This is a genomic window from Neisseria musculi (assembly GCF_014297595.2).
Lineage (GTDB): Bacteria > Pseudomonadota > Gammaproteobacteria > Burkholderiales > Neisseriaceae > Neisseria > Neisseria musculi.
In genome coordinates this window covers 23,616-47,940 of record NZ_CP060414.2, presented here as the reverse complement: position 1 = coordinate 47,940, position 24,325 = coordinate 23,616, and the positions used below count along the sequence as shown (strand labels likewise).

Genomic DNA, 24,325 nt, shown 5'->3' with positions numbered 1-24,325 from the left:
TGCATTTTTCGATAGAAAACTCTAAAAAGATTCGGTACAATCCGACCGAGTTTATTTTCAAACCCGCCTTTCCCCATAAGGCATTTAAGGACCGACCGATATGTCAAACATTGAACAACAAGTTAAAAAAATTGTTGCCGAACAACTGGGTGTAAACGAAGCCGAAGTGAAAAACGAGTCTTCTTTCCAAGACGACTTGGGTGCCGACTCACTCGACACCGTTGAGCTGGTTATGGCACTGGAAGAAGCTTTCGGCTGCGAAATCCCCGATGAAGAAGCCGAAAAAATCACCACCGTGCAACTGGCTATCGACTATATCCAATCACACTCCGCCTAAACGCGCAGTGCCTTAAACCATACCGAATCAGCCTCTGCTGCGGGTTTTCCTGCCGACAGAGGCTTTTTGGCCTGCAAACCCTCCACAACGAAATTTCAGACGGCCTGCCCGCCACCGTGCCGCAGGCCGCCCAACCGGAACAGCGAGAACATTATGAGTCAGCGAAGAGTCGTTATCACAGGTTTGGGGCAGGTATCGCCCGTCGGCAACGATACCGCCTCCGCTTGGAGCAACCTTTTGGCCGGCAACAGCGGCATCGGCACCATCACCCGCTTCGATGCCTCCGACATCAGCAGCCAAGTTGCAGGAGAAGTCAAAGATTTCGACATCAATGCCTACATCAGCCCCAAAGAAGCCCGCCGCATGGATGCCTTTATCCATTACGGCATCGCCGCCGCTCTGCAGGCCGTTGCCGACTCCGGGCTGGACGAAACCGAAGGTTTGGATAAAGACCGCATAGGCGTCAATATCGGCTCCGGCATCGGCGGTCTGCCCAGCATCGAAGCCACCGGTGCCGTATTGCAGGAAAGCGGCGCGCGCAAAATCAACCCGTTTTTTATCCCCGGCTCGCTGATTAACCTGATTGCCGGCCACATTACCATACTCAAAGGCTACCGCGGCCCCAGCTACGGCATGGTCTCCGCCTGCACGACCGGCGCGCACTCCATCGGCGACTCCGCCCGCCTGATCAAATACGGCGATGCCGATGTGATGATTGCCGGCGGTGCCGAAGGAGCCATCTGCTCTTTGGGCGTGGGCGGATTTGCCGCCATGAAGGCGCTCTCCACCCGCAACGATGATCCGGCCACCGCCTCCCGCCCGTGGGACAAAGGCCGCGACGGCTTCGTTATCGGCGAAGGTGCCGGCATTTTGGTGTTGGAAGAATTGGAACACGCCAAAAAACGCGGTGCCAGAATCTATGCCGAAATTGTCGGCTTCGGCATGAGTTCCGATGCCTACCACATCACCGCACCCAATGTCGAAGGCCCCGCCATCGCCGTTACCCGCGCCCTTAAAGATGCCGGCCTGAACCCCGATGATGTGGATTATGTCAACGCGCACGGCACTTCCACCCCGTTGGGCGATGCCAACGAAACCAACGCTCTGAAACTGGCTTTGGGCGACCATGCCTACAAAGTGGTGGTCAATTCCACCAAATCCATGACCGGCCACCTGCTCGGCGCGGCCGGCGGCGTAGAGGCCGTGTACAGCGTGTTGGCCGTGCACCACCAAAAATCGCCGCCCACCATCAACATTTTCGAACAGGATATCGAAGCCGGCTGCGATTTGGATTACTGCGCCAACGAAGCCCGCGATATGAAAATCGATGTAGCGGTTTCCAACTCGTTCGGATTCGGCGGTACCAACGGCACTTTGGTGTTTAAGAAGTTCACAGGCTGATTTCCCGCCTGCAAACAGGTTGAAATATCATAAGGCCGTCTGAAAAAGTTTTCAGACGGCCTTTTTATCGAGTCCGGCAAACCCGCCCCGCTTTTCAGCGCAAGGCGGTAAACCGCAGACAAGACAGTAAGAACCCTGCTGTGTTACCGCGTCAGCGGCTTACCAAACCCTTTCCTTCCAGCCGAGACACGGCCCGCACAACGGAAATAAAGCGGGTTCGCTATGCTTATTTCAACACCACCCTCGTCCAGCGGCCCACCCATTGTTTCTGCTTTTGCGCCATTTCTTTGGCAGCCGGCGCATCATGCTTGGGCGGAGTTTGGGCAAATTCGAACACTTTCGGCAGCGGCGTGCCTTTCACCGCCGGATACACCCACATTTCGGTCGGCAGAGCCTGCTGCACATCGGCACTTTGCAGGTAAGACACCAGCTTCACCGCCAGCGCGGGCTGTTTTGCGCCTTTGAGCACCGCTGCACCCTCCACCTGGCGGAACACGCCGCCTTTGAGAAACAGGTTGCCGGTGGGCGGCTCGGTGTATTTGCCTTTACCGTAATGCACTTCGGCAGCGGGGCTGGCGGCGTAGCTCACAATCAGCGGGCGCGAACCGCCGTTGCGGGTGAAATCGGTGTTGTAGGCATCGCTCCAGCTTTTTGCCACTTTCACGCCGTTTCGGCGCATTTCACCCCACCATTTAAAGGCAGCCTCTTCGCCCAGTCCGCCGATGTTGGCCATCAGAAACGACAGGCCGGGGCTGGAAGTTGCGGGATTGGGCGTAACCAGCAGATTTTTATAGGCAGGTTTGGCCAAATCCTGCAGCGACTGCGGCAGCGGCAGCTTGTTTTGCCCGAACCATTTTTTATCATAGTTCAGCACCACATAACCGTAGTCCACCGCCAGCGCGCCCGGCAGGGAAACGTTTACCGGCGCCGAAACGGGCTGTTTTTCGGCCAAGATGCCGTTTTGCACGGCTTTGGCAATATTGGCGTTGTCCAGCCCGTACACCGCATCGGCAATCGGCTTGGTACGGCTCAAAATCAGCTTGTTCAGCATCTCGTTGCCGCTGCCCACTTTGATAACCGACACTTTGGCGCGGTTTTCCCGCTCAAACTTGGCAATGGTTTCTTCAGGCAGGCTGAACGAGCCGTGCACCGCCAGCCGCACTTCGGTTTGCGCGAAGGCCTGCACTCCCCAAAGCCAAATGCCCAAAACCGCTAAAATTTTCTGTTGTCTGTTCATTTTCCAATATCCGTATAATGCAGCAGGTCTGTAAAATATTTTAAATACCATGAATTGTCAAACCGTATGGCTGTTTGATCTCGACAACACCCTGCACCACGCCGATGCGGGCATTTTTGCATTGATTAACCGCCGCATGACGGCCTATCTGGCCAGCAGGCTCAATCTCAGCCAACAAACCGCAGGCCGTTTGCGGCAGGACTACTGGCACCGCTACGGTGCCACATTGGCGGGGCTGCGGCTGCACCATCCCGAAGTGTGTGTAAACGAATTTTTACAATACAGCCACCCCCTGCCCGAAATCCTGCCCGCGCTGGTGCCGGTGGAAGGGACGGCTGAAACTTTAGGCCGTCTGAAAGGTCGAAAAGCAGTGTTTTCCAACGCGCCTTCTTTTTATGTTGCCGCGCTGATTGAAGCTATGGGGATTGCACAGCATTTCGATGCGCTGTTCGGCATCGATGATTTCGGCTTATTCTGCAAACCGCATCCGCAATCCTATTTAACCGTTTGCGGCAAACTCCATGCCCTCCCCCGACACTGCATTATGGTGGACGACAGCGCCGGCAATCTGCAGGCGGCCAAAAATTTGGGCATGAAAACCGTTTGGTTCGGCGCCCGCTCCCGCCTCCCGCCCTTTGCAGACTGCGCCGCCCCCGATATGGCCGCATTGCGCCGATGGTCAGCGGCGGCGGAGTATGCCACTATGAACGAAACAACAATTTGATTAAAATAACACCCCGTCTTACCCGCCCGATATTTTTAAAAATTTAAGGATAAATCATGCGTTATACCGCCATTTTAGCCGCTCTCGCCGCGCTGGCAGGCTGCTCTTGGGAAACCTACCAAAACGCCGAAGGCCGCACCGCGCTGCGCCAAAAATACCAAGCCGGCACCCCCGTTGTGTATCAAGACGGCACTTATTCGCGCAATATGCGCTACAACCAGTTCCGCCCCGAGCAGCGCGCGGTAACTTCCGATGCCGCCGGCCATAACGTGCGCGGCACCCATTGGCAGAAACCCGGCAGCGGCCAGCCCGAAGCCCAGCCCGCAGACGGCGCTGCGCCCGATATGGCGCAATAAACACACACCAACCATTTAATTTATTAGGTATCGGCCGTATGAAACCGTATTTTGAATCCGCTTCACTGCCACTGCCGCCGGGCAGCAAACCGCAGACAGCGGCTCAAGACGCGGCAACGCCGTAACGAAGACAACGGAAATCCGCTATAGAACCGGACACAGGTTTTCAGACGGCCAATCCATACACTCCAACCCCATAAACATGATGAAAGACAAGGCCGCACCATGAGCCAATCCCCCCTCCATGTTGTTATTCTCGCTGCGGGCAAAGGAACGCGCATGTATTCCAAAATGCCCAAAGTGTTGCACGAAATCGGCGGCGAGCCGATGCTGGCGCGCGTTATCGACACCGCCCTCGGCCTCAACCCGCAGGGTATCCATGTGGTTATCGGCCACGGCAAAGAAATGGTGCGCGAAAAAGTAAAGCGCAACGTAAACTGGGTAGAACAAACCGAGCAGCTGGGCACCGGCCACGCGGTGAAAACGGCTTTGCCACACCTGCCCTCGGAAGGCCGCACGCTGGTGCTCTACGGCGACGTGCCGCTCACCGACACCGCCACGCTTGAAGCCCTGCTCGAAGCGGCCGGCAGCGAAGTCGGCCTGCTCACCGATATGCCCGACAACCCCGCAGGCTACGGCCGCATCATCCGCGAAGGCGGCAAAGTGGTGGCAGTTGTCGAAGAAAAAGATGCCGATGCCGCCCAAAAAGCCGTGAAAGAAACCAACACCGGCATTTTGGTGCTGCCCAACGCCAAACTCGCCGGCTGGCTTAACGGTTTGGGCAGCAACAACGCGCAGGGAGAATATTATCTGACCGACCTGATTGCAGCAGCCAATTCAGACGGCATCGCCGTACACCCCGTGCAGGTGGCGGCTTCTTATTTGGCCGCAGGCGTGAATAATAAAGCGCAACTGGCCGAGTTGGAGCGCATTTTCCAAACCAACCAGGCGCAAGCGCTGCTCACCGCCGGCGTTACCCTGCGCGACCCCGCCCGCTTCGATTTGAGAGGCCGTCTGAAACACGGGCAAGACGTGGTTATCGATGCAAACGTGGTTATCGAAGGCGAGGTAGAACTGGGAGACGGGGTGGAAATCGGCGCCAACTGCGTGATTAACAACGCCAAAATCGCTGCAGGCAGCAAAATTGCCCCGTTTTCGCACCTGGAGGGCTGCGAAGTGGGCAGCAACGCCCGCATCGGCCCCTACGCACGCCTGCGCCCCGGCGCCAAACTGGCAGACGAAGTACACATCGGCAACTTTGTCGAAGTGAAAAACACCGCGATGGGCAGGGGCAGCAAAGCCAACCACCTCACCTATCTGGGCGATGCCGAAATCGGCAGCCAAACCAACATCGGCGCGGGCACCATCACCGCCAACTACGATGGGGTCAACAAACACAAAACCCTAATTGGTGACGATGTGCGCATCGGCTCCAATGTGGTGCTGGTCGCCCCCGTATCGCTGGGCAACAAAGTAACCATCGGCGGCGGCAGTACCATCACGAAAAACTGTGAAGACAACACCCTTGTGCTCGCGCGCGCGCGCCAAACCATCATCGAAGGCTGGGTACGGCCTGAGAAAGAAAGAAAGCAGTAAACCGTTTCTGCCGCCGTTTTCAGACGGCCTGCCGGTGTGGGGCCGGCCGTCTGAAAACATGATGCCCATCACTTAACCTATGAAAACCATACAAACCGCAGGCTGACACCTGCACTGCCCGTTTTTCCCACTCAGGCCGTCTGAAAGCCTGCCGGCCTGATTTTCCCCAACCCTCTGGATACTAAGGAACTTAATATGTGCGGTATCGTGGGCGCCATCCGCGCCGACCACAATGTTGTGGACTTTTTAACCGACGGCCTCAAACGCTTGGAATACCGGGGCTACGACTCATCAGGCATCGCCGTGTTCAGCAGCGGAAAAATCAAACGCGTGCGCCGTGTCGGACGCGTGCAGCTGATGGAAGATGCTGCCAAAGCCAAAGGGCTGTTCGGCCATATCGGCATCGGTCACACCCGCTGGGCCACCCACGGCGGCGTAACCGAGCCCAACGCCCACCCGCATATTTCAGGCGGCCTGATTGCAGTGGTACACAACGGCATCATCGAAAACTTTGAAAGCGAGCGCGCCCGCCTGCAGGCTTTGGGCTATGAATTCGAGTCGCAAACCGACACCGAAGTCATCGCCCACAGCATCAAACACGAATACGGCCAAAACGGCGGCAACCTGTTTGAAGCCGTCCAATCAGCCACCCAAAACTTTCACGGTGCCTACGCCATCGCCGTGATTGCGCAAGACAACCCCGATGAAATGGTGGTTGCCCGCATGGGCTGCCCGCTGCTGGTTGCACTGGGCGACAACGAAACCTTTATCGCCTCCGATGTTTCCGCCGTTATTGCCTTCACCCGCAACATCGCCTATCTGGAAGACGGCGACATCGCCCTGCTGCGCGCCGGCGGCATTGAAAAACTGATCGACAAAACCGGCAACCCCGCCCAACGCAAAGTGAAAGTGTCCGAGCTTTCGCTGGCCTCGCTCGAACTGGGTCCCTACAGCCACTTCATGCAGAAAGAAATCCACGAACAGCCCCGCGCCATCGCCGACACCGCCGAAGTGTTTCTGGAAGGCGGCTTCGAGCCGGAAAACTTCGGCAGCCGCGCCCGCGAAGTGTTCAACGATACCGACAGCATCAAAATCCTCGCCTGCGGCACCTCATACTACTCCGCCCTCACCGCCAAATACTGGCTGGAGAGCATCGCCAAAGTGCCGACCGATGTAGAAATCGCCAGCGAATACCGCTACCGCGACGTTATCGCCAACCCCAAACAACTGGTTATCACCATTTCCCAGTCCGGCGAAACGCTCGACACCATGGAAGCACTGAAATACGCCCAATCGCTCGGCCACAAACACAGCCTTTCTATCTGCAACGTGATGGAATCCGCCCTGCCCCGCGAAAGCAAACTGGTGCTCTACACCCGCGCCGGTGCCGAAATCGGCGTAGCATCCACCAAAGCCTTCACCACCCAACTTGTCGTATTATTCGGCCTGGCCGTTACCCTCGGCAAAATGCGCGGCCTAGTGAGCAGCGAACAGGCACACGCCTACATCGAAGAACTGCGCCAACTGCCCGGCAGCATCCAACATGTGATGAACCTCGAGCCGCAAATCGCCGCCTGGGCACAAAAGTTCGCCCAAAAAACCAGCGCACTGTTTCTCGGACGCGGCATCCACTACCCGATTGCCCTCGAAGGCGCGCTGAAACTGAAAGAGATCACCTATATCCACGCAGAAGCCTACCCTGCCGGCGAACTGAAACACGGCCCGCTGGCACTGGTGGACGAAAACATGCCCGTGGTGGTGATTGCCCCCAACGACAGCCTGCTGGACAAAGTGAAAGCCAATATGCAGGAAGTAGGCGCACGCGGCGGCGAACTGTTTGTGTTTACCGACCTCGACAGCCACTTCAACGAAGGCAAAGGCATACACGTTATCCGCACCCCGCGCCATGTCGGCGTATTGTCGCCCATCGTACACACCATTCCCGTGCAGTTATTGTCCTACCACGCCGCCCTCGCACGCGGCACCGATGTCGACAAACCACGCAACCTGGCCAAATCGGTAACGGTAGAATAACACCTGTTTGAATGCCGGGCACGGAAAGGCCGTCTGAAAACAGTTGCCGGAAAGCAAAAGATTTTCAGACGGCCTGTTCCTGTTTGCGGTGGTACCTTGACGGTTTGAATCCCAGCCCGAAAGGCGGGCAGCCTGTGGAGAAACCAAACTGGCCAAGATGTGCAGGACGGAAAATCTGTAAAAAAGATCAAACAACCTGAAACCGTTAAAAAAGCCAGGCATCTCCGACTGCCCTTTGGATTGCAACCCTTTGAATCTCAAGATGAACGCCATGTCATGGTCAGAAATGAAGGGGTATCCCCAAAGGGACGCGCCCCGGCCGGCGGATTCCATACCGGCCCGACAACCGCCCGATACCGCGGGCAAAGGCCGTCTGAAAACAGCCCGATGTCTGAATCCGGGAAGAACGAAGCGCGGCAGAAAGATGCCGAGTCGTCTCAGGATTAAGGCAGGACTATCCTTTGAAACGGCTTTGGAGATGACGGGGCAGCCGCGTAGTATCTTCCGCAGCCACGGCTGCTCAGACGGCGCCGGGGAAGATTCGGGGCGCGGTACATGCTACTGCCTTCTGCTGCCAACCGGCAGCGCATTCGGCAGAAGACCAATATGCCGGTTTGAAACGGCATATCCGTGCGGCTTGCCGGCAACACAAAGGACGCTGCGGCTGCCGCAGGATAACGGCGGCAATCCGCTATGCAGGGATGTTGGCCAACCACAAGACAATCAGCCGTCTGAAGGCGGTGTCGGGCCGGGGCGGCGGTACGGCGGTGCCAATGCCGTCCATCGTCCGTTCGAAAGAGGCCGGCAACGTTGCGCCGCTATCCTGCAACGCCGTTTCAAGGCGGAAAAGCCAAATGGGAAACGGGTAAGGGCTGCCACGGAGCTCAATAATGCGGGAGAAAAGTTGTATCTTTCTCCGCTGATGGATTGGTTCAACAAGGCAATCATCGGTTGCCGGATTCGATGCCGGTGGGGAAAAGCGCAACTGTTGCCGCTGACGGGCTGGTTTAACGGAGAAATCATCGGTTGCTGAATCCTACAACCCGGCGTTGTCGATTCGGTCGGGAAAATATTGAAAGAAGCGTTTAAGCAATCAAGATAGTGTGTGAAAGTGTCAATGCCGTTGATGTATTCTTTCGGCAACAACCAAGCCGTGCCCTGCTTTTGCGGGGCATTTTTCTGTTTGGTATTGTTAATTTATGTTGTTAATCCGTAACGGGTTTTGTCGTATTCCGTTTGTTTTTTCAAAATGTAGAAAGCGATGGTTACCAGCTTTCTCATAATTGCAACAATGATGAGTTTCGGCGGTTTTTTCCCGGCTTTCAGACGGCCGATAAAGGCGGGAAAGGCGTTCATGCGGTAGGCGGCCGATGCGGGCATGTATAGGGCTGCCCGTGCCTGGCTTTTGCCGTCTGAAAAGCCGATACTGTGTTCGGATCGGTATGGGCGCGGGATTACCAAATTGAATCGGGCAAATGCAAACCGGTGCAAAACATGTCGCGCAAGGAAACTGTTTGGGCAATGCGGCCGTGGAAAGCTTCTCCGGCACGTTAAAAAAAGCCTGCGTATTTCAAAGTGGAATGCTTCCGCTGCCGAGTTGAAAGCAGCTTTGCATGAGTATATTCATTATTACCACCACGACAGAACCAAGCTGAAATTAAAAGGACTGAGCCCTGTATAGTACAGGATTCAGCCCTTGAAAACCGCTTGATTAAGCTGTCTAACTTTGGATGCAGTTCAGAATGCCACTTCTTGATAAAAACAGCGCGTATGGCTATCAAAGAAACATTGAGCTGTTTCGATTTTGATCTCCACCCTCAAATCGTTACCCACGCCAAAATCCCATCCATGCACGGTTTTGATTTGGATATAGACCACGAAATTGCCCCGTGGGATTTAATTGTTTATGAGCCGATGCCTGAAACGCTGTCAATCGTCCAAACCCAAGCCACAGTTGCAGTCTGAAAATTGAGCCGCCTTATCGGTAGTATTTCATCTGGTTAAAAATCATGGCTAGACTCAAAAATACCTAAGTAAATCAGTCGGTTTGATAATGAGCCGGCCGTCTTTTCACCCATAAAACAGCTTCTCCCGTCCGCCAAAAACCGGGGGTACAGGTATGGCAGCGTTGGTCTTTTCGTGTACCCCATCGGGTAAAACGGCAACCCGCCGCCTTTGCGGACAAACGGCAGACAACCCAGCCCGCTAAGAGCCGGCAAACCGTACCGATGCTGCTGCCCGACCCGTTTCAGACGACCGGCGCCGCTGGCAGGTTGATGATGCCTCCCTCCCAGCCCCCGTGGCTGTATATCTCCGTGCACTGCCGGTTTCTCCGCCCGTGCCGGATCCGGCCGGCAGGTTCGGCAGCCGGGACACCTCCCCGCCTGCTTTGGGCTGCATACTTTCAAGCGCGCTGTGGCGGGCGGCGGCACCCGCCAAGCTTTGTCCTGCCGCACCTTAAATAGAAGAAATCGGGCTATCTGAAACTCTCTTTTTACCGCACACAATCATCCGATTCATATCCAAACAAATATTTTTCACACAAACCCCGCGCACTTCCGCTTGATTTAAAAACATCATGCCGCATAATCTCGGGCGTACCGAATATCAAAAGGCTCCGCCATGTTAAACAGCAAACAACGCAAAAAACTGAGTTTTGAATTTTTCCCCACCCGCACGCCCGAAGGCCGTGCCAAACAAGTGATCACACGCAAGCAACTGAGCCAGTTCGACCCTGAATTTTTTTCCTGCACTTCCGGCGCGGGCGGCTCCACCAAAGATGGCACCATGCAGGCGGTTCAGGATATTCTGAACGAAGGCGTGGCCGCTGCCCCCCACCTGCCCTGCGTGGGTATGCAGCCGCACGAAATCACCGCCCTGCTAAACGGATATAAATCTTTGGGTGTGCACCACATTGTTGCCCTGCGCGGCGATATTCCCTCCGGCATGGGCGCAGGGCTGGACGGGCTGCGTTACGCCAACGAGCTGGTTTCGCTGATAAAAACCGAGTTCGGCAACGATTTCCACATCGAAGTGGCAGCCTATCCCGAATACCACCCGCAATCGCGCAGCGCGGAAGACGATTTAAACAATTTCGTGCGCAAGGTCAAGGCAGGAGCCGATTCTGCCATCACCCAATATTTCTACAACGCCGATGCCTATTTCCGTTTTTTAGACGATGTGCACGGCCGGGGCGTGGATATTCCGATTATCCCCGGCATCATGCCGATTGCCAGCTTTTCCAAACTGGCGCGCTTTTCCGACACCTGCGGTGCCGAAATCCCCCGCTGGCTGCGGCTGAAGCTGCAATCGTATGCCGATGACACCGCCTCCATCAAAGCACTGGCGCTTGATGTGGTAACCGACATGTGCGAACGCCTGCTGCGCGAAGGCGCGCCCAGCCTGCATTTCTACACCCTCAACCAAGCCGGTCTGGTTTCAACGATTTGCCAACGCCTGGGCTATTGATACCTGCACAGCAACACAACAACGCTGTATCATTGCCATTTTAATCCACCATAGTTTCAACCAAAGCTTTCAGACGGCCTCATCATTATGCTGGTATTGGGAATAGAATCTTCGTGTGACGAAACCGGCGTTGCACTTTACGACACAGAGCGCGGCCTGCTCGCGCACCGGCTGCACACACAAATGGCAATGCACGCCGAATACGGCGGCGTAGTGCCGGAGCTTGCCAGCCGCGACCACATCCGCCGCCTCGTGCCGCTTACGCAAAGCTGCCTTCAGGAAGCAGGCGCAGACTATGCCGACATCGATGCCGTAGCCTTCACACAAGGGCCCGGCTTGAGCGGCGCGCTGCTGGCCGGATCGGGCTACGCCAACGCATTGGCATTTGCACTGGGCAAACCCGTGGTGCCGGTACACCATCTCGAAGGCCACCTGCTCTCACCGCTTCTGTCCGACAACAAACCCGCCTTTCCGTTTGTGGCATTACTGGTTTCAGGCGGGCATACACAGTTTATGGCAGTTCGCGGCATCGGCAACTATACGCTGTTGGGCGAAAGCGTGGACGATGCCGCCGGCGAAGCCTTCGACAAAACCGCCAAGCTGCTGGGCCTGCCCTATCCCGGCGGCGCCGAGCTGTCGCAACTGGCCCGGCTCGGATCCCCCGGAGTATTTGAATTTCCACGCCCGATGTTGCATTCGCCCGATTTGCAGATGAGTTTTTCCGGCCTGAAAACCGCCGTATTGACTGCCGTGCAAAAAGTTCGCGCAGAAAACAATGGCAACATCCCCAAACAAACCCGCAACGACATCTGCCGGGCATTTCAAGACGCAGTGGTAGACGTATTGGCCGCCAAGTCCCACAAAGCCCTGCTCGATACAGGCTTCCACACCCTGGTAGTGGCCGGCGGCGTAGGCGCAAACCAAAAGCTGCGCGCAACCCTGTCTGCACTCACCATACAGCCGCACACCAAAGGCCGCAGCAAACCACCCGCAGAAGCCGTAAAAGTGCATTTTCCAGCGCCGGAATACTGTACCGACAACGGCGCCATGATTGCCCTTGCCGGCGCCATGCGCTTGCAGAACGCGCAGACAGCAGGCAGCTTTGATGTAAAACCACGCTGGCCGTTAGCAGAAATTATGAAAAACTGACACCCCGCAAAGCCCAAAGCACAGCACCAATATATCATGCCGTCTGAAAAATTTCAGATGGCATGATATGCCCCTCCCCCCCAAAAAAAGGGGATCCTTTTTGACATTTTCCCTTGACAAGATGGAAGGGGAGGGCAAATGTCATCAGCCTGCCGCACCATCACGCCTGAATCCGAACGCTGTTTCAAATCCTGCACTGCCTGCGTATCTCGTGAATCAAGCCCATGATTGCGTTTGTCTGCAAACCGTCAATTTTCCCATCCGAATCCCTGTTGTGCAGGACAAAACCTTATCCGAAGCGGAGCATCCGGCCGTTTGGCCGCTCGCGAAAATGATGGATAGGGAACCTGAACCTGCCAAACGCCGTGCCGGCATCAGGCAAAGCAGGCGGGCGGCGGCGTTTTGGGGAGCGGCATGGAAACACCGCTGTGTACGCGTATCACGTCCCCTTATCTGACAGAGGCAAAAATCAGGTTGCACCAATAAAGAAACTACCGAAGCGTATCGCCTCTTGCCCAACAGACGGGCAGAAACAGCAGCCACCGCTTTGCACCTGCCGAGGAACCAAACGAAATACAACACATCCTGTTACGGTTTCACAACATCAATAAAACAATGCCGAAAAATAAACAATACTGAATACAAAAGTGCCCCGCAAAAGCAGGGCACGGCTTGGTTGTTACGGTTGAATACACAAACGGCGTTGATGCTTCGACGCGCTATCTTTCTATGCAGTATCAGTACAGCCATTGGCAAGGCTGGGAAACATACCGATTCAGTAGCTGTGATGTGTTAGATATAAGAGGTTTTACCCATCACCGCAAGTGGTTTACAGACAAACAAAACTATATAATGGCATCAAAAACTTCTTAACTTTGGCACACCAAAAGAGTAGTTAAAAGTTCTGCGAATTTGTCGTGGTATTTAAGGGCTAGGCCACGTCAATTCCGAAATCTTTGCACTAACACCATGAGTGTTAGGAAAGGTCGGATTGTTTACACTTTTATGCCGTACAGTTTTTGTTTTTACGATCAATGATGGTTTCGTAATTTTTTGAGTACGCTCAAAACCACACAGCTTCGCCGTATCCTCGGACATTCTTAGCAACTCTATAATAGCCCCAAACCGGGTTTTCAGGCAAAAAGCGATAACGCGTAAACAACACTGGGATTTTCTTTAACCAAACCGTCTGAAGCCATATGCTGCCAAACTCGCTTGAGCAAAATAACGGTTTTGAGCTGAACTGGATGCGATGATTAATTTATTTCATAATAAATACTGGACATGCCTTTGCGTTTAAGTGTGGCACGCCCTTCTTGGACGTGCCAGCGGGTTGTGTTGTTGGCGTATTCCACGCCTTTGGCCCACGATTGGATCTGTTTCAGATTTTCTACGCTGTTTCCCTGCTTCAATTCAACGGTTAATGGGCTGTGGTTATTGTGGTAAACAGCAGTCAAGCGTTTGCCTTTTTTGGTTTGATAGTGAATGGTTTGGGTTTGCGACTCTGCTACTGCGGGTGCAGGGGCATCAGGGCGGACGGCTTTTTGTGTGCCGCAGGCGGCCAGTGCGGCAACGGCAAGTAAGAGCGCGTATCGTGTCATGATTTTTGGCTTTTATGTTATCGGAACGGTTATTATAACTTAACTGCATATTCCAAGAAATCCAAGCCGCCCAAAAACAGGCCGTCTGAAACATTTTCATATTTTCAGACGGCCTGTTTTTGGGTTTGCCGGTCAGTCGGCAATCACATCGAAGTTGTTGTCGGTAAATTTGGTATCGGGCACTTTCACCAGCAGCGGATCGGCTTCACCGATGGATTTCACGTCTTTGCCCGGGTAGTCGAGAGTGTGCAGAAATGCGCGGATACAGTTTAAGCGGGCGCGTTTTTTATCGTCTGATTTGATAATCGTCCACGGTGCATCGCCGGTGTGGGTGTGGAAGAACATGGCGTTTTTGGCATCGGTGTAGTCGTCCCAACGGTCAAGCGACTGAATATCAACGGGGGAGAGTTTCCAGTGTTTCAGCGGATCGTCGCGGCGGGAAATAAAGCGGCGCAGCTGTTCTTCGCGGCTTACTGAAAACCAGAATTTAAACAGATGGATGCCGCTGGCCACCAACATACGTTCAAACTCGGGGGTCTGGCGCATAAACAGCAGATATTCGTGCGGTTCGCAAAAACCCATCACGCGCTCTACGCCGGCGCGGTTGTACCACGAACGGTCGAAAAACACCATTTCGCCCGAAGTGGGCAGATTTTGGATATAGCGCTGGAAATACCATTGGCCTTTTTCGGTTTCGGTGGGCTTTTCCAAGGCCACCACGCGCGCACCGCGCGGGTTGAGGTGTTCCATAAAACGTTTGATGGTGCCGCCCTTGCCTGCTGCATCGCGGCCTTCAAACAGGCAGACGATGCGCTGACCGGAATCTTTCACCCAGCTTTGCACTTTCAACAGCTCGATTTGCAGTTTTTTCTTTTCTTTTTCATAAACGCTGCGGCTCATGCGTGTGCGGTAGGGGTAGGCTTCCGGCAGCGGCGCGGTGCCGGAATCTTCTTTGGTTGCGCGGCCTTTGTGTTCCAAAACGGCTTTTTCAAACACCCGCAGCTCTTCTTTTTTTTCGCCGAGATCCACTTTCTCAAACGGTTTTAATTGGTGATCGGACATGTGTGCTCCTTGTGTCAAAAGGGTTAATCGGAATCAGTAAACTTTATGGGGTTATTCTACTCCTTTTCGCTGAAACGAACAAAAAAACTACACGTAACTAGATTTCTGTGCCATTCCGCCAAACAGGCGGCCTCCGCTATAATGCCGTTCTTTTTCGCCCTCTTGCGCCATGCCCTATTTCGTGCTGCTCGATGATGCTGTAAGCGGCCGTGCCGTTTGCTACGAAGGCTATGCCCACAGCCGTTTTCTCACTGCCGCCGAGCTCGACTCGCTCGACCGGTGTCTTCACGAAGGCTGGCGGTGCGGCCTGCATGTTTTCATCTGTGCCGACTACGAATTCGGCAGCCCCCTCGCCCACCTGCCCGGCAGCCCCGATGCCCGCCTTGCCCTGCATTGGTTTGCACACAAACGCGAAACCGATGCGGCATTGTGGCTGGAGGCGCATTGCGCGCACAATGTTCCCGCCGGCATTTCCACCCCGCAAACCGACACCCCGCAAGCCGCCTATATCCGTGCCGTACACGATATACAGGCGGCAATCGCGCGCGGCGACACCTACCAAATCAACTACACCACGCGCCTGCATCTCACGGCCTACGGCCACCCCGCCAAACTCTACCGCCGCCTGCGCCAGCCCGTTCCCTACGGTGCCTGCGCCTGCCTGCCCGATACACACGGCAACCCGCGCTGGATTTTGTGTTTTTCGCCCGAGCTGTTTCTCGATATTTCTTCAGACGGCCTTATCCGTACCGAACCGATGAAAGGCACGGCACCGTTTTTGGGCGATGGTCTTGACGGGCAGCGTGCCCGCGCCTTGCAGGCCGATCCGAAAAACCGCGCCGAAAACGTGATGATTGTGGATTTGTTGCGCAATGATTTGGGCAAAATCGCCCGAACCGGGCGGGTGCGCGTGCCCGAGCCGTTCAAAGTGGGCCGCTTCGGCAGCGTATGGCAGATGACCAGCCTGATAGAAGCCGAAGCCGCGCCGCAAACCCGCGCCGCCGATATTTTCCGCGCCGCCTTTCCCTGCGGCTCGATTACCGGCGCGCCCAAACGCATGAGTATGCAGATTATCGCCCAAACCGAAACTGCACCGCGCGGGCTTTACACCGGCAGCATCGGTTTTCTCGAGCCTTGCGAAGGCGGCTTGGGTTTTCGCGGCACGCTCAATGTAGTAATCCGCACATTGGTGCTCTCCCCGCTTTCAGACGGCCTTTATCATGGTATTTACGGTGTCGGCTCGGGCATCGTGGCCGACAGCGATGCGCAGGCGGAATACGCCGAGTGCCAATGGAAAGCACGCTTTCTCAACCGCCTTGTGCCCGAGTTCGGCATTTTTGAAACCCTGCGCGTGCAGCACAAACAATGCGCCCTGCTGCACCTTCACGCCGGCCGTCTGAAACAGTCGGCCGCCGCCCTCAACCTGCCCTGCCCCGGCCGCCCCGAAACACACATTCAAACTTATTTGGACTCCCTGCCCGATAACGGTGCGTTCCGCGTGAAGGCCGCCCTCACTGCTTCAAGCGGCCTCACCCTCAGCCACGCGCCGTTAAGCAGCAAACCGCCCCTGCCGAAAGTGTGCCCGGCCGCAACGGCTCTGCCTGCCCGCGACTATCTGCGCCGCTTCAAAACCACCCGCCGCGAAATTTATGATGCGGGCGTGCGGGAGGCTGAACGGCAGGGCGCGTTCGACAGCCTGTTTTTCAATTCAGACGGCCTGCTGCTCGAGGGCGGGCGCAGCAATGTGTTTGTCAAAACCGGCAACGAATGGCACACCCCCGCTCTTGATTTGGACATACTCAACGGCGTGATGCGCCAAGCCGTGCTGGCCGACCCCCAACCTTATCTGGGCGCGGCAACCGTGCACGAAAGCCGCATCACCCGCGCTATGCTGCGCCATGCCGAAGAAATCCGCCTGAGCAACGCCCTGCGCGGCGTGTTTGCCGTGGAATGGGTGGAATAATCAAAACTTTGGCTGAATACGGGCATTTCATTTGTTGATAGCGGGACAACACACTAGGAAACCGGGCGGCGCAACTGAGATGCTGCCACGATAACTTAAGGCCGTCTGAAACCCGAACGCCTTTCAGACGGCCTTTACCCCGATGCCCGCTTCACGATATTCGCGGCCGCCGCACCCCGGCCGGCTCTGTGATAATGAATCCGTTATTTTCGGCACAAGGCGGCAGGCCGCAACCACTACCAGATAATGTAAACCGATGCCGCCATTGCCCGGCAGATTAGCAGGTTCCAAATCGTTCCCGTCAAACCGAAGCACTGCAACGCCGCAGCGGGCAGGCGGATTCTCATGACGGATTAAATGGAAACCAATGCCGCACAGCCCCTGCCTTGTCTCAATCGGGTAATCCGCCGAAGTGTAAGCCGTCTGAAACTCAAAGTGTTTTCAGACGGCCTTTACCGCCCGACACCTGCTTCACGATATCTGCGGCCGCCGCACCCAGGCCGGCTCTGTGATAGTGAATCCGTTATTTTCGGCACGAGACGGCAGGCCGCAGGTATTACCGATCATACAAAATCAATTTTGCGCCGCCGCTTCGGCCGTTTAACCAAACCGTTTACCTTGAGCCGGGGCGCGGCAATGCCGCAAGCGCAACCAGAATAAGCGGATTTTCCATAACGGCTTAAATGGAAACCGATGCCGCACAGCCCCCTCCTTGTCTCAATCGGGTAATCCGCCGAAGTGTAAGGCCGTCTGAAACTCAAAGTGTTTTCAGACGGCCCGAGACCTTTGGCCCGAACCTTTGCAAAAATATCCTTAATGCCGTCTGAAATGCTTAAGCCCCCTCATTCCCGCGCAGACGGAAATGAGGCCTTAAAAAATATTAATTATTTTATTTCAATTATTTATAAAAAACGAACGGATTCCCGCCGGCGCGGGAATGGCGACAGCCCAATCTTTCAGACGGCCTGAATGAATTTTGCAAGATCTCGATATGCGTTACCGCCGCACTCAGGTTTGCCCTGTTACCTTGTGCGGCGGATGGGGCATTTGGGAGCAGGGGTTGATAATTTGTGCAATCAGCGCGTTTTCTTTGCCCTGCATATGCGGGATTTTCACTTGAATACCGTTGCCGGGGGCGGCATCTACCGCTTCGCCTTTGCGCATGATGGCTTCCAACACCACGGTTTGATTACCTGCGGGGTGGATGATTTCCAAGATGTCGCCCACGGCGAAGCGGTTTTTTACTTCCACCGTGGCCCAGCCTTCGGCATCAACTTCCAGCACCTGCCCGACAAACCGGCTCTGCTTGGCGAGCGAATGGCCGGCCAGATAGTTTTGATAATCCTGCGTTTGGTGGCGCTCTAAAAAGCCGGAGGTGTAGCCGCGGTTGGCCAGGCCTTCGAGCTCTGCCAGCAGGCCGTAATCGAACGGTTTGCCGGCCACGGCATCGTCAATCGCTTTGCGGTAGGCCTGGGCAACGCGGGCAACGTAGTAGACCGATTTGGTGCGGCCTTCCACTTTGAGGCTGTCCACGCCGATTTCGGCAAGACCGGCCACCTGCTCGATGGCGCGCAGGTCTTTGGAATTCATGATATAGGTGCCGTGTTCGTCTTCCATAATCGGCATATACCCGCCGGGGCGGTTGGCTTCTTCGATTAAAAACACTTTGTCGGCAGCGGGGTGGCGCCGCTGGCCGTTGATGCCCTCAAACGCAGCATCGGCCTGCTCCTGCGCTCGGTTGAAATCAAACCCTTGCAACAGCTTGGCATCGCCCACTTCGTCTTCTTCGCTGCCGTGTACTTTGTAATCCCAGCGGCAGGCGTTGGTGCAGGTGCCCTGGTTGGGGTCGCGGTGGTTGAAATAGCCAGACAGCAGGCAGCGGCCGGAATAGGCAATGCACAATGCGCCGTGTACAAACACTTCCAATTCGATATCCGGGCATTCTTGGCGGATTTCGGCGATTTCTTCCAAGCTCAGTTCGCGCGAAAGAATGATGCGCTCCACGCCGGTTTTCTGCCAAAACTGCACGCCCCAATAATTGGTGGTGTTGGCCTGCACCGATAAATGAATGGGCATATGCGGCCATTTTTCGCGCACCTGCATTATCAGGCCGGGGTCGGCCATAATCAGCGCATCGGGCCGCATGGCGATGAGAGGCTCCATGTCGGCCATAAAGGTTTTCAGTTTGGAATTGTGCGGCAGGGTATTGACGGTTAAGAAGAATTTTTTGCCGCGTGCGTGCGCTTCGCTGATGCCTTGTTCGAGCACGGGCAGTTTGGCAAATTCGTTGTTGCGGGCGCGCAGCGAATAGCGCGGGCTGCCGGCATACACGGCATCGGCACCGAAATCGAAAGCCGCGCGCATACGCTCGAGGCCGCCGGCAGGAAGGAGCAGTTCGGGTGGTTTCATGGTGTGTTGTGTTTGGAAAATAAATATATTTCAAACGGTTAGGCCATCTGAAAAACAATTTTGGAGAAAGGTGGGATTATGCGCTTTTTAGCTTGGGCGGTCAATTTGGGCATGGTTTGGAAGTTGGTTTGATTCTTTCAGACGGCCGATGGCTTTGGCAAAGCCCATTCAACCCGATTGCTTTATCAAACCTGCTTAGGCCGTCTGAAAAACTCCCTTGACGTATATTAAGGCCTCTGCAAAAACCACACATCAGATATAGCTTTTCGGGTATGCTTACGCCGTTTGATACTTGCCACAGCAAAGGAACCGTTATGACTCTGACCTGCGACATTATCGTTGTCGGCGCGGGCCCCGCCGGCTTGAGTTTCGCTGCTTCTTTGGCCGGCAGCGGCCTGAACGTTGTCTTAATCGAAAAAAGCCCGCAGGAAACTCTGCAAAACCCGCCTTACGATGGTCGTGAAATCGCTTTGACGCATCTTTCCAAAGAAATCATGCAGCGTTTGGGCATGTGGCAGCGTATTCCCGAAAATGAAATCTATCCTTTGCGCGATGCCAAAGTGCTCAACGGGCAGTCAAACTACCAGCTGCACTTCCCTGCGCCGAGCCAAGCGCGCGGCGAACCTGCCGACTGTTTGGGCTATCTGGTTTCCAACCACAATATCCGCAAGGCTGCGTATGAAGCTGTGGCAGAATCGGCAAATATATCTTTCATCTGCGGGCTGGGTGTGAAAGAGGTTAAAACCGATTCCGAGCAGGCCCAAGTGGTTTTGGAAAACGGTGAAACTTTAACAGCCGGGCTGCTGGTCGCTGCCGACAGCCGCTTCTCGCAAACCCGCCGCCAACTCGGTATTGCATCCGATATGCACGATTACAGCCGCACGATGTTTTTATGCCGGATGAAGCATACGGTTTCTAACCGGCACACGGCTTATGAATGCTTTCACTATGGCCGCACCATCGCCCTGCTGCCGTTGGAGGAATATTTAACCAGCACCGTGATCACGGTTGACAGCGACCGCGTTGCATCTGTTCAGAATCTTTCACCCGAAGAGTTGGCGGCAAGCGTCAAACAGCAGCTTAACGGCCGCTTGGGCGATATGGAGCTGGCGAGCACCATTCATACTTATCCTCTGGTAGGTATGTTGGCCGAACGGTTTTACGGCACCCGTAGTGCGCTGATCGGCGATGCTGCGGTAGGGATGCACCCCGTAACCGCCCACGGCTTCAATTTGGGTTTGTCCAGCGCGGATATTCTCGCCGGCTTGATTAAAGAAGCAGCCCAATCAGGACAGGGCATTGCTTCTCCAACGCTGCTGTCGCGCTATGACAGTAAACACGCCCTGCATGCCCGGCCGCTGTATTATGGCACCAATATGCTGCTGAAACTATTTACCGATGAGACTGCGCCGGCCAAACTGCTGCGCGGCTTAGTGCTGCGTGTGAGCAACAATCTGCCACCGTTGAAAAAACTGATCACACGGCAACTCACGGGGTAAGACTCCTGTGTAAATAATCCGCCTTTGTCAAGCTGTTTCGTATTGCCGGGGAATATGGTGGATTGAACTAATCGGTTTAACTTCAATCCACTATAAATTAAGGGCGGGTATATACCTGCCCTTATGAGATTTTAATTTGAAGGGGTTCTGCTTTTATCTTTATACAATGCCACAACAATTGCAGCTTGGCACAATTTCCACTCTAAAGGAATCACAACCGAACGCCCTTCTCTTGGCAGCATGATTTCGTCCGGCGCTCCCTTTATCACGACAGGTACGGAAATTTCAAATTTCTCTCCGAACTCGCTGCGCGCATTACCGGCAATCGTGTTGGCAACCTCTCCAACCAAGTCCATCAAATTAGCTTCGGAGGTATCCTTCTCTCCCATCAACTCAAGCAACCGTTTGGCCATTTTTTCAGGCGAGGTAAAATACACAATCCCTTTGTTTTTTCCGGAAATCGCAATCACCCCAGAATAGTGCTGCGCCGCAGGAATAACATTTTCAACCAAATACGGCGTACCGACAAAAATCTCTTCCCCAGATACTTGGTTAAAATATTTTTTAACTCCTTCTAAAAATACCTGAAGCTGGTCTTCTCTCATTTTTGTAATCCTTCTGCCATTTCGTTTAAAGCTTCGAATAATGCTTCATCTGTAAAGGGCTTATAAAGAAATCCCCTTGCACCGTATTCCAGCGCTTTAATCCCCGTAGCCTTATCTGCCAGTGCGGAAATAACCAAAATATTGGCGTTTTCATTCAAGCTGATGATGTTACGGATACATTCCAAGCCATTCATTTCCGGCATAGTCAAATCCATAGTAACAATATCCGGGCGCAAAATATCATACAATTGCACTGCATCTTTACCGTTTGCCGCTGTCGCCACCACTTCAAAACGCATACTTTCCGATCCCCGTGTGATGCGGTTACGGATAATATTAGAATCATCTACCACCATTATTGTCAGCATTATTTTTCCCTATATTGCGTGTAGAAAACCGAACTCGTTCTCAAATATAAACATTTCTTCATTCATAAACAGCCGCATATTCGCCACTATAATTAAATATTATTTTAGGCTTGTCTCATGGTTTCTTCGGAACCGTCAAAATAATCCGTGTATAGGCACCTGTGCGCGTTGCCAGCGATAATCTGCCTTTCATCTGCTTAACACGGTTACTGATAATATCCATCCCCACTCCGCGGCCTGCATCCTCATTATTGTCTGCCGCAGTAGAAAAACCGGGGGTAAATATTTTTTGGATCAGCACACGATTATCCAGTTTCGCAGCATCGGCATAAGAATAGCCCCCTGTTTCTACAAGTTTACTGCGGATTAACTCCGGATTAATACCTGCACCATCATCTTGAACCGTCAGCCGCACGGAATCACCGCCGTCTTCCAAAGTCAAGCGTATATGGCCTGCATCAAGTTTATGCTGCTTTATACGCTCTTCAGGGATTTCAATACCGTGCACCACCGCATTACGCAATAATTGCACTGCCAGCTCCCTAAGTTGGCTTCTTATCGTCAGATTAACGGCTTGATTGTCCATACCCTCGCAACTGAAATCCACTTTTTTACGGTTACGTTGTGCAAGCTCTTCAACATATTTCGACAACTGACCTTTTACCGGTTCGGAACTAACGGCCCGTTGGGCCGCCTGGCGGGAAGACTTGCCGTTATCTGTAGTCAGATTATTGATACGGTTATTGAGATCTTCAATAGTTTGGGTCAGATTGAACAACTCTTCTAAAGATACGGCCAGCGTTAGAAAATCTTCGCCATTCAAAGTTTTTCTGCCTTGCAAATCCCTCAAACTGTCTTCCAAATATTCGGCGATTGAAACAAAGCCATGCAGACTCAGCGAGCTGGCATCACCTTTCAACCCGTGCACTTCACGGAAAATAGCTCTCAATTTATTGAAGAAATCAACCTGTGCCTGCACCGGTTGCTTCAATACTTCATTAATATTATTGTTGCGCTTTTTGGCCGACTCGATAAAATCGGCTAAAAGTTGGGCATCTGCATTCAAAATGAAAGACAGCATCTCCATCTGCAAATCATTCTGCTCACGTTCTTTGGCGATTTTATCTTCCAACAATACCGCATTGGTTACATCGCTTACACTAACTAGCACACGCGCAATTTCCCCATCTTGGTAAACACGGTTGAATTTGAAATCAAGATAACGTATTTCTTTAATACCCGACTGATTGGTAACATTCATCGGACTGCATGCCAAAGGATTCAAACTTTCAATCAGCTTTTCTTTAGCTCTAGAGTTATAAAGTTGGCGCACAAAACTGCCGGCCGTTTCCAAATCTTCCGGATTAGACACCATGCCAGACAATACGCTCAACATATTCTGTCCGGCAAAATCTTTCTTGCCCCACAAACGCTCCAACTCATTCGAATATTGAGACCCAATATTCAGATTTTTATCCAGCAAAAACAAACCGCTGTCCACCGTTTGCAAAATTTCGCGGTTTTCACGGCGCGCAATGGCAGCCACTCGGTCTGCCTTACCCAAACGGCGGATAAAAAAGTTCACAAAAAACAGGAAATACAGCAGCGATAAGCCGATACCGGCCATCTGGACAATTTTCAGCTTAGCAGAAGCCTCTGTAATATCTTCATTTAAATAAACAATAATTTCATCAATACTTTCATATAATGTGTTGTGATTGTCTGCTGCGAACTCTGCTGCCTTTTTAGCAAAATCAGAATCGAAATCTGAAGCCACCGGATGTTTAATCGTGCTGTCGAGCAAGGGCTGATATTGTTCCCAAACTTTCTGAACCTTGCTCAGTGATTGCCGGATTGTTCCCCGACTCAGGCCGTCAATACTGTCCACGCCTTCAACCACATCATATGCCCCTCCTTTATCTATGACGTTAATCAAGTTTTGCGCATCACTGCGGCGCTTCTCTAATAATTTTTGATTTTCAACCTGATTGGCGGCATATTCCGCATTATCCGGAGCCGCAGCATATTCCAAATTTGCCAGCCGCAATGATTGGATCGTTACTAACAAATCATAAAGAGTATCGCTCAGGGTGCCGGCCGCATCGATTTGAACTTGGTTTTTATTGGTTTGCTGGGTAAGGATATAGCCGTAATACATCAATCCTGACACCATGGCTAGAAATACCGCAATAGAAATAATGATACCGCGATACCGCCTCACCGGAGAGCCGAACTCATCCACCAACTCTGAAACAGTTTGAGTATTACTCATAGCATCCCTTCTCAATTTTGACCACACAGACAGAACCCTACCATACCGTCCCGTCAAAATACGCTTATTCAAACCAAAAGCAGTTTTAATTTAACATCTTCTATTAAAAATCCATTTAATCAAGATACAATATAACAAATAAATTTTTCGATTTCAGCGAAACTATTGATTCAGTCAGACTCATAGCATCCTTCAAAGTTCATTCAAAAAATATACTAACTGTTTACAATATAATTTTTAATTA

At 53.4% G+C, this 24,325-nt stretch carries 22 protein-coding genes and 1 pseudogene; 15 read left to right on the top strand and 8 right to left on the bottom strand.

Annotated elements, in window-relative coordinates; translation table 11 throughout:
• Positions 1-100 precede the first annotated feature (100 nt).
• Positions 101-337, top strand: coding sequence for an acyl carrier protein (acpP, locus tag H7A79_RS00210; protein WP_054599558.1), 237 nt, complete (start codon positions 101-103; stop codon positions 335-337).
• A gap of 153 nt (positions 338-490) precedes the next feature.
• Entirely contained in the window at positions 491-1,738 is a 1,248-nt protein-coding gene (gene fabF / locus H7A79_RS00205) for a beta-ketoacyl-ACP synthase II (RefSeq protein WP_135034960.1), read from the top strand.
• A gap of 226 nt (positions 1,739-1,964) precedes the next feature.
• On the opposite strand, the gene H7A79_RS00200 is transcribed toward fabF, so the two are convergent.
• Entirely contained in the window at positions 1,965-2,975 is a 1,011-nt protein-coding gene (locus tag H7A79_RS00200; protein ID WP_187000703.1) for a thiamine ABC transporter substrate-binding protein, read from the bottom strand.
• Positions 2,976-3,024: 49 nt separating this feature from the next.
• Here H7A79_RS00200 and H7A79_RS00195 point away from each other — a divergent pair, with 49 nt between their 5' ends.
• The 6 genes from H7A79_RS00195 (at position 3,025) to H7A79_RS00170 (ending at position 8,554) form a co-directional block, all read left to right on the top strand.
• A complete protein-coding gene (locus tag H7A79_RS00195) occupies positions 3,025-3,699 on the top strand; it encodes a pyrimidine 5'-nucleotidase (protein ID WP_187000702.1) in 675 nt (224 codons plus the stop codon).
• Between the two features lie 56 nt (positions 3,700-3,755).
• Entirely contained in the window at positions 3,756-4,055 is a 300-nt protein-coding gene (locus H7A79_RS00190) for a spore cortex protein (RefSeq protein WP_135034954.1), read from the top strand.
• Between the two features lie 225 nt (positions 4,056-4,280).
• Positions 4,281-5,651 carry a bifunctional UDP-N-acetylglucosamine diphosphorylase/glucosamine-1-phosphate N-acetyltransferase GlmU gene (glmU, locus tag H7A79_RS00185; protein ID WP_187000701.1) on the top strand — a complete coding sequence of 457 codons (1,371 nt, stop codon included), beginning with the start codon at positions 4,281-4,283 and terminating at the stop codon, positions 5,649-5,651.
• A gap of 195 nt (positions 5,652-5,846) precedes the next feature.
• The gene (gene glmS, locus H7A79_RS00180) at positions 5,847-7,685 is read left to right on the top strand and encodes a glutamine--fructose-6-phosphate transaminase (isomerizing) (protein WP_187000700.1); all 1,839 of its coding nucleotides are present in this window, start codon (positions 5,847-5,849) and stop codon (positions 7,683-7,685) included.
• A gap of 159 nt (positions 7,686-7,844) precedes the next feature.
• Positions 7,845-8,132, top strand: a complete 288-nt coding sequence (locus tag H7A79_RS00175) for a hypothetical protein (protein WP_353663616.1) — start codon at positions 7,845-7,847, stop codon at positions 8,130-8,132.
• Positions 8,133-8,299: 167 nt separating this feature from the next.
• Positions 8,300-8,554, top strand: a complete 255-nt coding sequence (locus H7A79_RS00170; RefSeq protein ID WP_187000699.1) for an IS3 family transposase — start codon at positions 8,300-8,302, stop codon at positions 8,552-8,554.
• A 328-nt stretch (positions 8,555-8,882) separates the two neighbouring features.
• On the opposite strand, the pseudogene H7A79_RS00165 reads toward H7A79_RS00170, so the two are convergent.
• Positions 8,883-9,095 (bottom strand): annotated as a pseudogene (locus H7A79_RS00165) (IS110 family transposase); the annotation flags it as partial.
• Here H7A79_RS00165 and H7A79_RS15125 point away from each other — a divergent pair.
• From H7A79_RS15125 to tsaD, 4 genes are all read left to right on the top strand, one after another.
• Entirely contained in the window at positions 9,064-9,366 is a 303-nt protein-coding gene (locus tag H7A79_RS15125) for an IS3 family transposase (RefSeq protein WP_434968541.1), read from the top strand. The pseudogene H7A79_RS00165 and the gene H7A79_RS15125 sit on opposite strands and share 32 nt — an antisense overlap.
• Before the next feature lie 89 nt (positions 9,367-9,455).
• A complete protein-coding gene (locus tag H7A79_RS00155; protein WP_434968531.1) occupies positions 9,456-9,650 on the top strand; it encodes a hypothetical protein in 195 nt (64 codons plus the stop codon).
• A gap of 657 nt (positions 9,651-10,307) precedes the next feature.
• On the top strand, positions 10,308-11,153 hold the full coding sequence (gene metF, locus H7A79_RS00150) for a methylenetetrahydrofolate reductase [NAD(P)H] (protein WP_135035454.1): 846 nt from the start codon (positions 10,308-10,310) through the stop codon (positions 11,151-11,153).
• An 87-nt stretch (positions 11,154-11,240) separates the two neighbouring features.
• On the top strand, positions 11,241-12,302 hold the full coding sequence (gene tsaD, locus H7A79_RS00145; RefSeq protein ID WP_187000697.1) for a tRNA (adenosine(37)-N6)-threonylcarbamoyltransferase complex transferase subunit TsaD: 1,062 nt from the start codon (positions 11,241-11,243) through the stop codon (positions 12,300-12,302).
• Positions 12,303-13,558: 1,256 nt separating this feature from the next.
• Here tsaD and H7A79_RS00140 read toward each other — a convergent pair.
• On the bottom strand, positions 13,559-13,903 hold the full coding sequence (locus H7A79_RS00140) for a hypothetical protein (protein WP_135035460.1): 345 nt from the start codon (positions 13,901-13,903) through the stop codon (positions 13,559-13,561).
• 132 nt (positions 13,904-14,035) lie between these two features.
• Complete coding sequence (ppk2, locus tag H7A79_RS00135; protein ID WP_135035463.1) at positions 14,036-14,965, bottom strand: polyphosphate kinase 2; 930 nt, start codon at positions 14,963-14,965, stop codon at positions 14,036-14,038.
• A gap of 169 nt (positions 14,966-15,134) precedes the next feature.
• On the opposite strand from ppk2, the gene H7A79_RS00130 reads away from it, so the two are divergent.
• Both H7A79_RS00130 and H7A79_RS00125 read left to right on the top strand, forming a co-directional pair.
• Positions 15,135-16,928, top strand: a complete 1,794-nt coding sequence (locus H7A79_RS00130; protein ID WP_187000695.1) for a bifunctional chorismate-binding protein/class IV aminotransferase — start codon at positions 15,135-15,137, stop codon at positions 16,926-16,928.
• Between the two features lie 357 nt (positions 16,929-17,285).
• A complete protein-coding gene (locus H7A79_RS00125; protein WP_187000694.1) occupies positions 17,286-17,588 on the top strand; it encodes a hypothetical protein in 303 nt (100 codons plus the stop codon).
• A gap of 348 nt (positions 17,589-17,936) precedes the next feature.
• Here H7A79_RS00125 and trhP read toward each other — a convergent pair whose 3' ends face one another.
• The gene (gene trhP, locus H7A79_RS00120; protein ID WP_187000693.1) at positions 17,937-19,337 is read right to left on the bottom strand and encodes a prephenate-dependent tRNA uridine(34) hydroxylase TrhP; all 1,401 of its coding nucleotides are present in this window, start codon (positions 19,335-19,337) and stop codon (positions 17,937-17,939) included.
• Between the two features lie 314 nt (positions 19,338-19,651).
• Here trhP and ubiM point away from each other — a divergent pair, with 314 nt between their 5' ends.
• A complete protein-coding gene (gene ubiM / locus H7A79_RS00115; protein WP_187000692.1) occupies positions 19,652-20,836 on the top strand; it encodes a 5-demethoxyubiquinol-8 5-hydroxylase UbiM in 1,185 nt (394 codons plus the stop codon).
• 131 nt (positions 20,837-20,967) lie between these two features.
• On the opposite strand, the gene H7A79_RS00110 is transcribed toward ubiM, so the two are convergent.
• The 3 genes from H7A79_RS00110 to H7A79_RS00100 all read right to left on the bottom strand — a co-directional run bounded on the left by H7A79_RS00110 (position 20,968) and on the right by H7A79_RS00100 (position 24,081).
• Positions 20,968-21,441, bottom strand: coding sequence for a chemotaxis protein CheX (locus H7A79_RS00110; RefSeq protein ID WP_135035480.1), 474 nt, complete (start codon positions 21,439-21,441; stop codon positions 20,968-20,970).
• Positions 21,438-21,809: a response regulator gene (locus tag H7A79_RS00105; RefSeq protein WP_187000691.1), complete on the bottom strand. Its 372-nt coding sequence runs from the start codon at positions 21,807-21,809 to the stop codon at positions 21,438-21,440. Before H7A79_RS00105 ends, H7A79_RS00110 begins: the two co-directional genes overlap by 4 nt.
• Before the next feature lie 115 nt (positions 21,810-21,924).
• Positions 21,925-24,081 carry an ATP-binding protein gene (locus H7A79_RS00100; RefSeq protein WP_187000690.1) on the bottom strand — a complete coding sequence of 719 codons (2,157 nt, stop codon included), beginning with the start codon at positions 24,079-24,081 and terminating at the stop codon, positions 21,925-21,927.
• Between the last annotated feature and the right edge of the window lie 244 nt (positions 24,082-24,325).

Excerpts from the sequence above, each read along its gene's own strand:
- ppk2 (WP_135035463.1), bottom strand. The coding sequence starts at position 14,965 with ATGTCCGATCACCAATTAAAACCGTTTGAGAAAGTGGATCTCGGCGAA.
- H7A79_RS00140 (WP_135035460.1), bottom strand. The coding sequence starts at position 13,903 with ATGACACGATACGCGCTCTTACTTGCCGTTGCCGCACTGGCCGCCTGC.
- H7A79_RS00195 (WP_187000702.1), top strand. The coding sequence starts at position 3,025 with ATGAATTGTCAAACCGTATGGCTGTTTGATCTCGACAACACCCTGCAC.
- tsaD (WP_187000697.1), top strand. The coding sequence starts at position 11,241 with ATGCTGGTATTGGGAATAGAATCTTCGTGTGACGAAACCGGCGTTGCA.
- acpP (WP_054599558.1), top strand. The coding sequence starts at position 101 with ATGTCAAACATTGAACAACAAGTTAAAAAAATTGTTGCCGAACAACTG.
- H7A79_RS00130 (WP_187000695.1), top strand. The coding sequence starts at position 15,135 with ATGCCCTATTTCGTGCTGCTCGATGATGCTGTAAGCGGCCGTGCCGTT.
- glmU (WP_187000701.1), top strand. The coding sequence starts at position 4,281 with ATGAGCCAATCCCCCCTCCATGTTGTTATTCTCGCTGCGGGCAAAGGA.
- H7A79_RS00190 (WP_135034954.1), top strand. The coding sequence starts at position 3,756 with ATGCGTTATACCGCCATTTTAGCCGCTCTCGCCGCGCTGGCAGGCTGC.
- H7A79_RS00155 (WP_434968531.1), top strand. The coding sequence starts at position 9,456 with ATGGCTATCAAAGAAACATTGAGCTGTTTCGATTTTGATCTCCACCCT.
- ubiM (WP_187000692.1), top strand. The coding sequence starts at position 19,652 with ATGACTCTGACCTGCGACATTATCGTTGTCGGCGCGGGCCCCGCCGGC.
- H7A79_RS00200 (WP_187000703.1), bottom strand. The coding sequence starts at position 2,975 with ATGAACAGACAACAGAAAATTTTAGCGGTTTTGGGCATTTGGCTTTGG.
- H7A79_RS00100 (WP_187000690.1), bottom strand. The coding sequence starts at position 24,081 with ATGAGTAATACTCAAACTGTTTCAGAGTTGGTGGATGAGTTCGGCTCT.
- trhP (WP_187000693.1), bottom strand. The coding sequence starts at position 19,337 with ATGAAACCACCCGAACTGCTCCTTCCTGCCGGCGGCCTCGAGCGTATG.
- fabF (WP_135034960.1), top strand. The coding sequence starts at position 491 with ATGAGTCAGCGAAGAGTCGTTATCACAGGTTTGGGGCAGGTATCGCCC.
- H7A79_RS00125 (WP_187000694.1), top strand. The coding sequence starts at position 17,286 with ATGGAAACCAATGCCGCACAGCCCCTGCCTTGTCTCAATCGGGTAATC.
- glmS (WP_187000700.1), top strand. The coding sequence starts at position 5,847 with ATGTGCGGTATCGTGGGCGCCATCCGCGCCGACCACAATGTTGTGGAC.
- H7A79_RS00110 (WP_135035480.1), bottom strand. The coding sequence starts at position 21,441 with ATGAGAGAAGACCAGCTTCAGGTATTTTTAGAAGGAGTTAAAAAATAT.
- metF (WP_135035454.1), top strand. The coding sequence starts at position 10,308 with ATGTTAAACAGCAAACAACGCAAAAAACTGAGTTTTGAATTTTTCCCC.
- H7A79_RS15125 (WP_434968541.1), top strand. The coding sequence starts at position 9,064 with ATGTATAGGGCTGCCCGTGCCTGGCTTTTGCCGTCTGAAAAGCCGATA.
- H7A79_RS00105 (WP_187000691.1), bottom strand. The coding sequence starts at position 21,809 with ATGCTGACAATAATGGTGGTAGATGATTCTAATATTATCCGTAACCGC.